The organism is Winogradskyella wandonensis, from assembly GCF_004346845.1.
Taxonomy (GTDB): Bacteria; Bacteroidota; Bacteroidia; order Flavobacteriales; family Flavobacteriaceae; genus Winogradskyella; species Winogradskyella wandonensis.
Genome location: NZ_SMGI01000002.1, coordinates 45,114 through 59,231 on the forward strand (window position 1 = coordinate 45,114; position 14,118 = coordinate 59,231).

The following is a 14,118-nucleotide window of genomic DNA, read 5'->3' on the forward strand; positions in this document are numbered from 1 at the left end:
CCCTAAAACACCTGATTAATTAAACTTTTTTGTAAGGCTTTGGAACTTGATATTTTTGATTCTAATTCAAATATTGAGTTTTCAAATTGCTTCAATTTATTTACAATTTCCTTTTGAACGGAAATATCATATTTAGGGATTTTTAATTTTTTCATTCCCTTTAAATCTAGATGCAAGACTGTTGTCCCTGGGGAATATGCAAATAAGAACCAATGCACCCAGCCCGCCTTAAGAACATAATATAAATAGTCTCGTAGTAGGTTCTTATCGCTAATCTGTATGGCTATTAAATCCATTGTGAAAAGCATTCTTGTATTCTGATAGACAGATGGATGAAGTGGATACCCAACAACTCTACCTTCCCTCGTTATATCAGTACAAGCTATAATTAAATCTTCATTCTTTGCGAAATGGTCTTCTTTAAAGGCTCCTTTGTAATACTTCATCCCTCCTGTGTTAAATCCACCACCTCTCTCTATTGACTTTAAGTTTAATAGAGGTATTCCATTTTCTTCATCTGAATAATCAGAACTCTTGTATGTTACTCCTTTTCTAGTCTGAATTACATCACCTAAAGTCCAATATTCCTTAAAATCCCTCGGTACTGACTCTTCAATTTCTACTTGGTAAGCAATTTTTAATTTTTCTAATATTGCAATGTCACTCTCAATCACCTCATCCATAGCCCAAAGTAATTCAGCAAGTTTGGCTTGTTGGTCTTTTGATGGTAGTAGGAATTCGTAATTGGCTAAATCTTTAAATTTTACACGAGGTGATAAACCACCAGCCGAATGTTTTACGGCATAATCGAAAAACTTATCGTTTTGAACTATAAATGGTAGTAACTCTGGAAGTAAATTATCCTTTGCTCTAAATACGGTTATATCTCCTGAACAAATACCACTAAATTTAGCTTGTGCTGCTTTTTTTAGATATGCTCTACGTCTTCCAAATAGAACATCGTCAACTGCAAATTTCTTTGTGAATGTGGTACTTTCTTCAATACCATTAGAATTGCGAAGATGAATATCTTCACTTATAATATGTTCTAATCCTACAACATGCTCAATATTATCACCAATTGGGTCTTTTGTAGATTCTTTAGGTTCAAAAACAACATCTCCAAATTTGACTGGAAGCCAATTCGATTTATCCATTACAATTTTCTTATCCAATACTTCTTCCATTAATTATCAAGTATTTCAAAAAGTTCATTCATTGATTTTTTCAACTGTTTTGAAGAATCTTCCCAATTATCATAAACATCTTCAAAATTTACTTCAGTTTCCATACTTAGATCCTGCGTTCTCACATACAAACTAATAGACATGTTACCATCATTTGCAAGTACTTCTTCATTAGTCATTAAAGCTGAAAAATTTTCTATATCAGTAAAATCTTGATAAGCCTTAAAAATTCTATTAATGTGTTTTTCTTCTAAAAATCCCATTGTTTTTTCTTGTTTTACTTCTTCAACAGCATTTATAAATAAGATTTTTCCTTTTTTATCTTCGCTCTTATTCGTTTTGGTAATTAACAAACAGGCTTCCATTGGTGAATTATAAAACAAGTTTGGTCCTAAACCAATGACACATTCTACTAAATCTTCTTCTATCATTTTCTTTCGCAAATCGACCTCTTTATCTCTAAACAAAACACCATGAGGCCACAATGAAATAGAGCGTCCGTTTTCAGCATCTAAACTTTTTTGTATATGTTGCTGAAATGCATAATCTGCGCAACCTTGAGGTGGCGTTCCCCAAAGATTACGTCCAAAAGGGTCGTTGGAAAATGCTTTTTGGTCCCAAGCTTTTATAGAGTAAGGCGGGTTTGCCAGAATCACATTAAAGGTTTTTAGGGTATCGTTTTCTAAAAATGCAGGTTGCGCAAGTGTGTCGCCACGTACAATGCTAAACTCTTCTATACCATGCATAAACATATTCATACGTGCTATGGCCGAGGTTATGAGGTTTATTTCTTGTCCGTATAATTTTAGGGTTCGGTATTCCTTGCCTTCGTCACGTAAATGCAAAGCGCAGTTTAAGAGCAAACCACCAGAGCCACAGGTTGGGTCGTACACAGACTCTCCTGGTTGTGGGTCCATAATCATGGTCATGAGTTTTACAACCGTTCTATTGGTGTAAAACTCTGCTGCGGTATGTCCAGAATCGTCTGCAAACTCTTTTATGAGGTACTCGTAAGCATTCCCAAGTTGGTCATCTGGTACGTTTTCTATATTAAGTTTGTGCTGTGAGTAGTGTTCAATAAGGTTGGTTAAGGTTTCGTCACTTAACCTGTTTTTATTGGTCCAAGACGCATCGCCAAAAATACCATAAAGTGTTTCTGGGTTGGCTTTTTCAATAGTACGCATAGCGTTTTGTATGGCAATACCAACATTTGTAGTGGTTTCACGTACAGTGTTCCAGTGGGCGTGTTCTGGCACTATAAAATGGTGGTTTTCGGCAAAGGCAGCGTATTCTAAATCGCCATCACTTTCTTTAAGTGCTTTTTCAAACTCTTCATCGTACACATCGCAAATACGTTTAAAAAACAATAACGGAAATATGTATTGTTTATAATCACCGGCATCAATAGTACCACGTAAAGAGGTTGCTGCGCCCCAAAGGTATTTTTCTAGTTCTTTTTGAGTCATATGTTATGATAGTTCTTCTTCAATAATTTCTTGATTATCCTCAATAAAATCTTGAGTATCTGTTACGTTTAGCACCTGAAATAATTTAGCTTTCAAAGTCTCCCTACGTGATTGATAAAACTCGAGAAACGTATCCATTGTTAAATCGTTATTTAAAGGAATAAAATGCATGTTTTTATAATTAACTAAATCATGATCTTTGTAATTGCTAGTTAACCATTCATTAAATGGCGTTGCACTTTTTTCCAAGTTTTCAGTTTCTTGAATTAGCTGTAAATTTCCAATGGCATTAAAAGCATTTAGATAGTCGTTTCTTCGTTCTTCATCTTCTATTCCCATTTTAATTAATTCTTTATGCTTAAAATATTTTTTGGGATGAATATGGTCTTGATGAAACTTATAATTATGGTTTAGTGGATATAATAAGCTTAACATCATATAAGCAAAGGCACTTCCATATTGCGTGTTTAGCAAGTGCTCAATAGTCTCTTCATCAAAACTTAAGGATTTATTAGTTCCTTTATACTTATCTATGAGTTGTTGTAGAGGAAACTGCCCTAAATTAGCTGAAATAATAGTTCTGTAGGTTGGATATAAATTATCTGGTGTACCACCAAAAACACGTTTTAATAAAGCACGCACCAACCATTCTTTAATTGATTTTCTATTTTCAAGATGGTTGCTGCTATGTAATAATTCATCACCCAGATTATTCTTTTTAATAAAATAGGCTATCGGGATAATGGCATTATAGGCTGTTAAGGTTTTACTGTTAAATCCAAAAGATGCAATGAGTTGTATAGCTAAGTTTAATGCCTTAGCTATATAATCCCAATCAGATTCAATAAGGGCCATATTCTCGGCAGAAAAATTATTTACTTTAAACTTAATATCCTTTATATCAGAAAGCACGAGACAAGACTTTAACACCAAATCTTTGTTAACATTAAATCCAGGATCAATAGCATTAATTTGATCGACAAATTTGTGGATGATTTCTCTTGCATCTTTATCTTGCCATTGCGCAGTAGCAATGGATAATAATAAGTCTGAATAGCTCAACTTAGTACCTCCACTATTAACCCTAATAAAAATATGAAGCACTTTCTCTAGCTCAACAGATTTCTCTAAATAAAAGTTTATAAGTTCCTTTTGGTTAAAATACTGAAATAGTTTTGAAAGCGTATCTGATGCAAATTTGGTTTGCTCTTGATTATATTTAGAAGTATCCATTAATGAATGCTCAGCGATATATTTAAAAATATCTGGAAAATCATTAAACTTTATAGTTTGACCAACTTTAAACCAGTGATATTTATCTGGGTAAAGGTCATTGAACTTTTTTAGTTCGTCATCAGACAAGAACCTGAAATCATACAATAACTCTGTGTTTTCGGCTTCGCCTAATAAATTTATATATAAATGCCTTTTAGGAAAAGCATGGTCACTCTTCCAATTATAGTTCGATAATTTATAAGCATAACTGCCTTTAAGGCCAATATACAATGAGGTCAATCGCTGCTGCCCGTCTAGGATAGCAAAACGGTCCCTATCATTCTCTAGATACAATGGTTCATTATGTTTTTTATCCCTTTGGTGATAAACTGATAAAAACTTATAGAATTTAAAACGTTCTATGTTCTCAGCTTTTACTTTCCAAAATAAGAAAGTACTAATTGGATAATCACGCATTATTGAATCGAAAAGCAACTCAATTTGCTTGGTGTTCCAGACAAACTCTCTTTGTATGGCTGGTAATATAAATTCTTCATCCTTGATAGATGTTACTGCCTCTTTTATAGATATTGGTTTTTCGTATGCCATTATTAAATGAACTCTTTTAAAATAGTCTTAAATTTATCTTCTGCCTTTTGACTTTCAAACCAAGCTGCTTTCAAATCAGCTAAGGCTTCCTCAACGCTAGGTAGATTATCTTCTATGATTTTCTCCACGTATAGAGGAATATTCAAATTATAGTCATTTTCTTCAATCTCGTTCATTGAAGCTACTTTGACGTAATTTTCAACGTCTTCATTGTTAGTGTACCAGTCAAATAATTGGTTAATATGCTCAGATTCTAAATAGTTTTGAGCCCTACCAACACGTACTTGGTCTGACCCATCAATAAATAAGACTTTATTCTTTTTATTAGCTTCTTTATTTTGCTTAAATACCATAACACAAGCTGCTAATTGTGTCCCATAGAAAACATTTGGTGCTAAACCAATTACTGCCTCTAACAAATCATCTTCTAATAATCTCTTACGTATTTTACCTTCAGCACCTTTTCTAAACAGGGCGCCATGAGGTAATACAACAGTCATACGGCCGGTACTATTCATAGACTTAATCATATGCTGCACCCAAGCCATATCGCCGTTTCCTTTTGGTGGTTCACCAGCAATGTTTCTTCCATAAGGGTCGTTGGCCCAATTCTCTGCGCCCCAAGCTTTAAGTGAAAATGGAGGGTTTGCTATTACACAGTCAAAAGTTTTTAATCCATCAGCAGCAAAAAATGCTGGATTTCTTAATGTATCTCCACGTGCAATCTGGAAGTCTTCTATGCCGTGTAAAAACATATTCATTCTAGCAATAGAGCTAGATGTTAGATTTTTCTCTTGACCGAACAGTCTAAGAGTTCTATAATCTTCATTGTTATCTTTTAAATGGTCAACACACTCTAAAAGCATTCCTCCTGTACCACATGCTGGGTCATAAATGCTTTCTCCCTGGTGCGGGTCAAGAATTAAACCTAGTAGATGTACAACAGACCGAGGTGTATAAAACTCACCCGCTTTTTTATTAGTTAAATCTGCAAAATGTTTAATTAAGTATTCATAAGCATTACCTAATATATCCGGCTCTACTTGTGAGTTAGATAAATTGTACTGTGAAAAATGTTCAATGAGATCTATAAGAAGTCTATCTGAAAGTTTGTTTTTGTTACTCCATTGCGCATCGCCAAAAATACCATAAAGCGATTCTTGATTGGCTTGTTCTATACCGCGCAGCGCATGTTCGATTGACAAGCCAACATTGACAGTTGTTTCTCTAACATCTTTCCAATGACATCCATTTGGAATTTCGAATCTATGAAATTCTGGCAAGGATGCGTATTCAACATCCCCGTCGGATTCTTCAAATGCCGTTTTATATTCTTCATCATAAACATCTGATAAACGTTTAAAAAAAAGTAAGGGAAAAATATAAACTTTAAAGTCTGAAGCGTCAACTGGACCTTTAAGAATCCATGCGGCTTTAGATAAATATTGTTCGAGTTGAGATAAGGTAATTTTAGTTTGTTCCATAAATAGGTATAGGGACCTAGGTCACTACAATTTAAAAATTTCTTGTACTGTTTACTTTGGAGGTGAAGTAAAGAACATAAAAATAGAAATATCTATTATAAAACGAAATATTAACTTACCTATTTAATATGGTTTTTTTTACAATACTCATAAAATGATTTCAATAAGAACGTATTTCTTAGAAACCAATTAAATCTATTAAGTCGTCGCCTCTAGAAACATCTTCACTTTCCAACAGGGCACTACATAAAATATTATAACCCTTATTTCTAAATTCAATTGATTTTTTTTCCCAACAACTAAACTCGAGATTATCAGGATAGACAATGACCTTATACTTTCTTAAAGGTCTTAAAAGTGCTTCTTTAAAATTAGACTTACTTCCCGTTGCAAGCCATAAGTACTGCGGAAATAATATGCTTAATATTATTGCTGTTTTTTCGGACTCAACAATACAAATAGTGCTGCCGTATTCATAATCGTATAAATTGTGTATACCAAATAAACATTGTTGTAACACAAAGTTGTTTACGGGAATTACTTTATGCATCCAGTTTATATGCGGATATGGTTTCTTTACTCGTTTACCCGTTTGGGAGTCATAAAGCATAACTTTACCTGCCATTATGTTCATATTATGGTCTACCTGCCAGAATATTGTTGCACCGTTCCAATGATTCGATGTTGCAACAAAGTATTTCTTTATTGCTGCTGCTATTTGCTGACTAGAAAAGTATTGCAATAAATATTTCACAAAATTATTATTGCAATAATTGTTGCTGTAGTAAGCAATAACATCATCATTGTGACAAGTAGGCTCAGCAACACTATTTATACTATGTATATTTACTATAGTTTTATTACCATTCGGCTTAGAATGAAAACCGCATTTGCTCTCTCTATCACAACGACCAATTGACACATTTAAATAATTATCTGTTTCATTATCCTTGTAACACACAAAAGTTTTCTTATTACACTGGGGACATCTAAACTTTTTACTGCTTTTATCTAAGCTATATTTATACATATTTCTTTGATTCGTAAAATCGTAAAACCGTAGAGTCTAAATTCTTTACGATTTTTACGATTATTTGACTTTAAATACATTCGTTAAAAGGTAGTTGCGCGCCTCATAATCTGAAATTATTATCTTTTTCCGTGTGCATTTCGTTTTGACTGGTACTTTGATATTTTCTCGCATAATCTCGAACAGACGTACATACTCCTCTTTAGGGAGTGCCTTAGCTATGATATGTACATCTGTCGCCGTCACTTATTAATGTTCTATTTTCTTGAGATTATATCTAACCGTACCTTCAGATATACCTAAGCGTTCAGCTATGTCAACATTACTTAAGCCTTGCGACTTCAGTTCTTGAATCTTCTCTAAACGATTCTTCCTTTCTGAAGCGTCTTTGGCTTTAAGATGATTAGCTTCACAATCGAAATCAACAAAATGAAATTTTAAAAAATTAAAATCTTGATGTATTCGCATGAGGGCAACATTTTCCGAATGGTATACGCACTCTGTATTACGTTGCTTTATCTGTTTGACATACCTTAAGTCGTGACCTTCTGTACTTACCCCAAGAGCAAAGGCGCTATCACAGAAATTAATAAGCATTTTGCTACCTGCTAAATCATTTTTAGTAATAGGTTTACTGTAATCTCTCTTTGGAGTATGGGCTAAAACGAGTACTGATACACCATATTTTTTATTAATAGCTTTAAGATGCTTCATCAACGGAAGCGCATTCTTTGCTTTCTCGTTATCTTCACGCAAATATGTAAGGTTATCAACAATAACTACCTTAGCATTATATTTTTGAATTACTTCAACAATAGATTTTACAAGAAAATCCTCGAAGCAAGAAAACTCCTTGGGTAGCTTTACATCTGGGTTAATTTCTGCACGTATGAGATTTGGGCTGAATTGGTAATGGTCTTTGTAATTATTTGAATACCGTTTTTCGAATTGCTTATCGGATAACTCAAAATCAAAATACACCGTTTTTTGTGGACTTGTTTGTGTCGAAAAATCTTGTATACTCTTACCGCGACTAATAGCTTCTGCAATTTGAACGGCTAAAACACTTTTACCCGTATTGGTATCTGAAAAGAGAATACATATTTCGCCCTCAAACCATAAGGCACCAAATAACATATTTGGAATTGGTCTACGCTTCGCTTCTTCTATCCATGTATTAGCAGACTTTGTTACAAAGCAATCATTTTTAGCTAAGTCGGACTCATGTTTTTCTAAATCTTCATTGATGCTAGATAAAGCATCTATATTGATACCTTTACCCAGCATAATTATTATCGATTAGATTGTAAACTGCCGTAAACAAAAGATGATAATCTAGCGAATACATATTACCCGCTTGTGTAAACTGAAGATTTTGTAGATTTCCTTGCTCGTGTATTACAATATTAATATTGTTCAACACCTTTACAAATTCAAAACGCAGTTGAGGTGTAATAATAGTTGACTTAACTGCATTTTCTAAATAATTCTTTATGTTGGATAAAATATCTAAAGAACAATAATTATGGGAATATTTTGTAATAAATAGCCACAAGGTGAGTTTTGGTAATTGGTCTTTTATATCCTTATGCCATGAATCTACAAAAATCACTATTTCTTCCAATTCATGTACATCAACAAAGTCATCTTGTTCCTCAATTAAATCATTATCAATTAAGTGCTGCTCAATGATTCCTCTGAGGTACTCAGAGGATGTAATACTGTATTGATTAGCTAAATTTTCAATGTGGGTTTTGATGTCTTCTTCGACTCGGACTGTTAGTGTCTGTTTCATCTAATTTATTTTTTGGCCCCTGTAAAGACCGTTAGACATTATTTTAAATGCCAAATTAGATTGGAGTACTGATAACTAAAGCATGTAAAGTGTCCGATTTGGTGTCTGAAAACAAGAATAAAGTGTCGGAATATGACTAAAAAGTGTCAGAAAAAAGGAAGACTGTCGAAATGATGAATTTCTTCGATAAAAAGATTCTATTTATCGTTTAATCTGAGATATAAATTCATCTTTTATGTTCTTAAATTTTTCATTTGCATGAACAGGGTTTGCTCTTATTTTAGAAATTTTAGTTTCTAACACATTATTTATGAACCTTAGAAAAGCAGTTTTATTAGCATGAATTTTATCTAATTCTTGAAGAGCCGTAAAAAGAGCACTTATAATCTGTGTAAGATTTGTCTCGTTCTTTTTTATACCGCCCAAAACATTGAGTATCAAATGCATATCACGGAAGTCCTTAATTGAATCCTTATGTTCATTATATAACTGTTTGGGTCTATAATTTAAAGGGTCTGGTATAACATCTTCAAATTTATACTCGTGATTAATCCATTTTAAAAATTTACTTAAAATAGCGTAATCTATTATTTCTTCAAGGCGTATACTATAAGGTAAGACATTCTTTTTTAAAGAGTCATTACTTTCACACAAATAACCAGCGACAAGCAACGCATCATTATCCAAATTCTCTATCAAAAACCTTTGACGTAAATGCGAGTTCCATAGATGTTCAGAGCTGATTTTGTTATTTTTTTTAAAGCTTATTAAATCGTCATCACAATAATTGGGATGCATTTTTCTACCAGCCTCTACGAAACAAGTTTTTGCGTGTTTTAATTCGTCTAACTCATCAACTATTGATTCCAATTCAGTCATAAAACTGCCAACTAATTCATTAAATTGTTTTTCAATCAAAGGATTAAAAAAGTCAACCATAAAGAAGTACAATTCCTTTTTAAAACTGAAAGTACATCTCGTTTTTTCTACAGCATTGGAAAGTGACATTTTCACAGATTGTTCAGTGGCTTTGTATTTAGTTTTAGGATACAATCCTTCTAAATTACTAGACGCTTGGTCTTGATTGTCAGGTATACTGAAAGTCAAGCTCTGATATTTTTCAATAATACCATTATCCACTAATATTTCCATGCGATTCTTATCTGATAGATTTTCCCAATCTACCTCACTTAATATACCTCTACAACTCATTAATTACTTATATGTTTAGAATAGTCTTCTGGCAGTTCCGCATCAATATTACGCAAATAAGCTTCAAGTGCCGTCATTGTTGAATGTCCTGTAATTTCTTTCAATTTACTTTTAGCCTCAAAAGGTGTCATTGTTTTTCTAAAATCCCTGTATAAATTTGTTATTGCAGTATGCCTAAAACTATACAAACCATAGTCTACGCCTAAACCAAACTTGTCTTTAATTTTCTTAAATCGTTTTGTAAAATAATCCCTCTTGTTACTTTCTGTAGTATCCCAATCCCCGCCAATTTTTTCTGGTGTAAACAAAAATGATTCTGGATTTAGTTGCGATAAATCTGGTAATTCTTTGATAAGTATTTCAGGTATAATCTTAACCTTAACCATTTTGTTTTTAGCCTTTAAATAGATTTTGGCATCCTTTATATCTATATCCTTAATTTTTAATCTACAAATCTCTATTGGCCTCAAGAAATTATAGTTAATGAATCTAATAAACAGTAATAGTATTTTATCATTTTGTTTTAGGTGTTGTAATATTTCTTTTTCAACTGTTGGTTTATATGTCTTATTTCGTTTAGGCTGCGTCTTAAGTTTACTAATGCTAGTGATAAAATTCTCTTTTATAATCTCATTATCCTCTAACAACTTAAACAAAGTATTAATATCCGTTCTCGTATTGTTGCGGTTTCTAGCCGAAGATACCAGTAATACAGAATTTAAGTAATCCACTACAGTCTTTTTCTTAATTCTTCGCACATCATCTGTTTCCTTAAAGTCATTCTCAATTAACCATGCTCTAAATCGGTTAACTTTACTTTTAAACTTAGGGTAAGATGTTTCCGCGAGGACTCGTTTTTTAAGTTCTAAAGCCAAGTCAAAAGCTTCCTTAATTGTCGTTTTATTTTCTTCTTTAGCTGAAGGAATGACAACTTTTGTTGTTAATTCTTTATTTTTCTTATCTACTAATTCATCTATCTTTTTGTTATCGTTATAAGGACTATAACCTTCCTGCAATAACATAGACAGATTACGCTGTAATACTTTTAAAAACCTATAGCGTTCTGATTTTGTTTTAAAGCGATTAGCGCCAGCTTTTATATTAGGCTGTCGTTTTAATTTATTTGTTTTTGGATTACGAAAAGAATAATACACATACCAATCTTTAGAAAGTGCAGCTTGCCGTTGCGCTTTAGTAAGTTTTGACCACTGGCTTATTTGAATACCGCCTGTGTATATTTTTGGCTCGGAGTAGTTACTTTTCATTTTAGAAACGTGTACGTTTTCGTATACGTTTTGTAAAATTAAAGAAATTAAAGACATAAAAAAACGGATTGTGCGTACACAATCCGTTGATTTTACTGGCTTAGCCTTAGTAGCGGGAACTGGACTCGAACCAGTGACCTTCGGGTTATGAGCCCGACGAGCTACCTACTGCTCTATCCCGCGATATAAATCTAAATTGATTAAACTTAGCTTTTAACTTTCGGTTCATAATGCCGACTCAATCATTTTAGGACTGCAAAGATAACACTTTATTTTACTTTTAAAAGTTTTATCAAAAAAATAACCTTCAAAATTTGTTGAAGGTTATCAAAATTATCTTCTGTTTTTATTTTCTAGTTATCGCCATCAACGATTTCATCTAAAGTTACAAGCTGACCTTTACGATTTTCATCGTCTATATCGAATGTTACAATGTTTGGCATCTGCTCTTGAAGCTTTGCAAAGTTACCCGTAAAACTGTTGTTGCCTAATAATAATGTGTTTAGATTATTTAACCGCGCTAAACTAGATGGCAAACTCCCATAAAAACTATTGTTAGATAACACTAATTCTTTAAGATTGCCTAAATGACCTATATCACTTGGAAGGTTTCCAAATAATTTATTATCAAAAACGCTGAGGACTTTTAGATTCTTTAATTTAGATAAACTCTTTGGTAACTTACCCGTAAGCTGGTTACTACTTAAAATTAAATCTTCTAGATTTGATAAGTTTCCTATAGATTCTGGAATCTCACCAGTAAAATCGTTATTGTAAATTTCTAATGATTTAAGATTAACTAGTAAACCAATACTTCTAGGGATAGTTCCTGAAATTCTATTGGAATATAGTCTAAGAGACTCTAATTGCTTTAGTTCTGTAATTTCTTGTGGTAATTCTCCACCGATAGCATTAAACGATAAATCTAAAGATTTAAGATTTACTAGATGTTTTATGCTTTTTGGTAATTCTCCCTTTAAATTATTAAACATCAATTTAATGCCTACAACATAATCGTTCTTGATAGTAACCCCATACCATGAAGATACAGGAGCGGATAAATCCCACTTGTTTTTCCAATTATCACCATCAGTAGAATTATATAAATCGATGAGAGCGTCTTTTTCTGTTTTTGAAATGTTTGCAAATGAAATTGCAGTTACAAAAAGACATGATAAGAAAAAGTAAAACGTTTTCATATTTGGTTGATTTGGGCGAGGGAACCGTTTTAACAACTCAAATATATAAGAAAATCACTTTATTACCGACAAAACAATCTATTTTTTCGATGAAATGCACGCTATTTAAATAGTTCTAAGAAGAATCCTTACTGTTCGATGCTGTTTGCGTCTACATATTCTACAACAGTTCCGTCAGTAACTGCTGTAACTTGAATTGGATTACAACACACTTCGCAATCTTCTATGTAGGTTTGATGAGTAACAGAAACGTCAATTAGCATTGAAATTTCTTCCCAGCAATACGGACATTGAAAAAAATACTCTTCCACGTTTTTATTGATTATAATTCGACATTAAGTAACTCTCCACTAATCTGAAGCACGATAATCTCAGCCAATTTAGCATCGTACTTCGCTTGATTTTTACTTAAAACAGCATTGAGAAGATTAAGCTGCGCTTGTCTAAACTCGATTGAAGTCACTTGTCCTAATTTGAATTTCTCCTGCGTACGTTCAAAATTATTTTTTGCAGTTTTAATATTATCCTCTTGCACTTCGTAGATGCGCAACTTATTCTTATAGTCGTCCCAAGCATTGTTAAAGTTACGCTCGATTTCAATTTTAAGCTGTTCTTTCTGAAGTTTTTGATTTTCGAGGTTTATTCGGGCATTTTTTACTCGGGTAATTGTACCGCCACCATCGAATAAATTCCAAGTTAAATTAATACCTGCTGAAACATTTGTACTGGTATTTTGCAAGACAAAAGCCAAAGGACTGTTGTTGGTAGACTCGTTCCAACCATAAGAGCCAGTAAGGCCAACCGTTGGCAGATACCCAGATTTATTGGCTTTGAGTGCAAACTCGTTTATGGCGATGTTTTTTTCATTCTGAATTAACCTAACATTATTTGCGTAAAGCTTGTTTAACAAGTCTTCTTTGTTAAGTTGAAATAGAAAATTAATTGTGGTATCGACTTCAAATTGATTTGAAATTTTATTGCCAGTAACTAGGTTTAAATCGCGTTTTAGATTAATTAAATTTTGTCTGGAGTTAATAATACTTATACTATCATTATTGATATCAACCTCGGCATTTAAAACATCTAATTTGGTGTTTTGTCCATAATCAAACTGATACTCACTTCGTGTAAGTCTATCTCTAGAGATTTCGATGGTTTCTTCAAAAGATTTTAAATTTTCACTTTGCCGCGCTACATTATAATACACGGTAAGTAATTGAACCATCGTGTTCTCAATGGTTTCTCTCGCTTGTAGCTCAGACAAATTATATTCTTCTTTTAATCGCTTATAATTATAGTATCTCCCTAATCCATCAAAAAGCGTGTAATTAAGGTTTATCGATGCATTGTAACGTCTTGTCTCTGCGCCTTCTGCAACTCTAGTATCACCATTGGCCAATTGTCCTTCGGCATTCTGGCGGTCTATATTTCCACCAGCGTTTCCTGTCAACGTTGGTAAGTAACCAGAGTTTAAAATCGCTTTATTATTTTCCGCAACTTCAACATTGTTATTTGCTATTTGAATACCATAGTTGTGTTCTAAAGCCAATTGAACCGCATCCGATGGTTTTACAACTTGTTGGGCGTTAGCAAGATTAAAAACGAGTAATAGTAGTATTATTTGTAATTGTTTCATGTGTTTTATTCTGAACAACT

General features: G+C 33.0%; 12 protein-coding genes and 1 tRNA gene. All 13 read right to left on the minus strand.

Annotated features, from left to right (window positions below; genetic code table 11):
* Nucleotides 1-2: 2 nt before the first annotated feature.
* Nucleotides 3-1,187: a restriction endonuclease subunit S gene (locus DFQ05_RS05025; protein WP_132704250.1), complete on the minus strand. Its 1,185-nt coding sequence runs from the start codon at nucleotides 1,185-1,187 to the stop codon at nucleotides 3-5.
* Nucleotides 1,187-2,653, minus strand: coding sequence for a type I restriction-modification system subunit M (locus DFQ05_RS05030; RefSeq protein WP_132704252.1), 1,467 nt, complete (start codon nucleotides 2,651-2,653; stop codon nucleotides 1,187-1,189). The genes DFQ05_RS05025 and DFQ05_RS05030 overlap by 1 nt, the downstream gene beginning before the upstream one ends.
* A 3-nt stretch (nucleotides 2,654-2,656) precedes the next feature.
* On the minus strand, nucleotides 2,657-4,477 hold the full coding sequence (locus DFQ05_RS05035; protein ID WP_132704254.1) for a DUF262 domain-containing protein: 1,821 nt from the start codon (nucleotides 4,475-4,477) through the stop codon (nucleotides 2,657-2,659).
* Nucleotides 4,478-4,479: 2 nt separating this feature from the next.
* Nucleotides 4,480-5,961 carry a type I restriction-modification system subunit M gene (locus DFQ05_RS05040; protein ID WP_132704256.1) on the minus strand — a complete coding sequence of 494 codons (1,482 nt, stop codon included), beginning with the start codon at nucleotides 5,959-5,961 and terminating at the stop codon, nucleotides 4,480-4,482.
* Between the two features lie 178 nt (nucleotides 5,962-6,139).
* Complete coding sequence (locus DFQ05_RS05045) at nucleotides 6,140-6,991, minus strand: DUF6371 domain-containing protein (RefSeq protein ID WP_132704258.1); 852 nt, start codon at nucleotides 6,989-6,991, stop codon at nucleotides 6,140-6,142.
* A 249-nt stretch (nucleotides 6,992-7,240) separates the two neighbouring features.
* Nucleotides 7,241-8,278 (minus strand): AAA family ATPase, encoded by a 1,038-nt coding sequence (locus DFQ05_RS05050; RefSeq protein WP_241974214.1) that lies wholly within the window; start codon nucleotides 8,276-8,278, stop codon nucleotides 7,241-7,243.
* Nucleotides 8,268-8,786, minus strand: a complete 519-nt coding sequence (locus DFQ05_RS05055; protein ID WP_132704260.1) for a hypothetical protein — start codon at nucleotides 8,784-8,786, stop codon at nucleotides 8,268-8,270. The genes DFQ05_RS05050 and DFQ05_RS05055 overlap by 11 nt, the downstream gene beginning before the upstream one ends.
* A gap of 201 nt (nucleotides 8,787-8,987) precedes the next feature.
* On the minus strand, nucleotides 8,988-9,998 hold the full coding sequence (locus DFQ05_RS05060; RefSeq protein WP_132704262.1) for a hypothetical protein: 1,011 nt from the start codon (nucleotides 9,996-9,998) through the stop codon (nucleotides 8,988-8,990).
* Complete coding sequence (locus tag DFQ05_RS05065; RefSeq protein WP_132704264.1) at nucleotides 9,998-11,320, minus strand: tyrosine-type recombinase/integrase; 1,323 nt, start codon at nucleotides 11,318-11,320, stop codon at nucleotides 9,998-10,000. Before DFQ05_RS05065 ends, DFQ05_RS05060 begins: the two co-directional genes overlap by 1 nt.
* A 53-nt stretch (nucleotides 11,321-11,373) precedes the next feature.
* Nucleotides 11,374-11,446: transfer RNA gene (locus tag DFQ05_RS05070), tRNA-Met, on the minus strand.
* A 170-nt stretch (nucleotides 11,447-11,616) separates the two neighbouring features.
* Nucleotides 11,617-12,462: a leucine-rich repeat domain-containing protein gene (locus DFQ05_RS05075; RefSeq protein ID WP_132704266.1), complete on the minus strand. Its 846-nt coding sequence runs from the start codon at nucleotides 12,460-12,462 to the stop codon at nucleotides 11,617-11,619.
* 128 nt (nucleotides 12,463-12,590) lie between these two features.
* Entirely contained in the window at nucleotides 12,591-12,773 is a 183-nt protein-coding gene (locus DFQ05_RS05080) for a CPXCG motif-containing cysteine-rich protein (protein WP_073082434.1), read from the minus strand.
* A gap of 11 nt (nucleotides 12,774-12,784) precedes the next feature.
* Nucleotides 12,785-14,098 (minus strand): TolC family protein, encoded by a 1,314-nt coding sequence (locus tag DFQ05_RS05085; protein ID WP_132704268.1) that lies wholly within the window; start codon nucleotides 14,096-14,098, stop codon nucleotides 12,785-12,787.
* Between the last annotated feature and the right edge of the window lie 20 nt (nucleotides 14,099-14,118).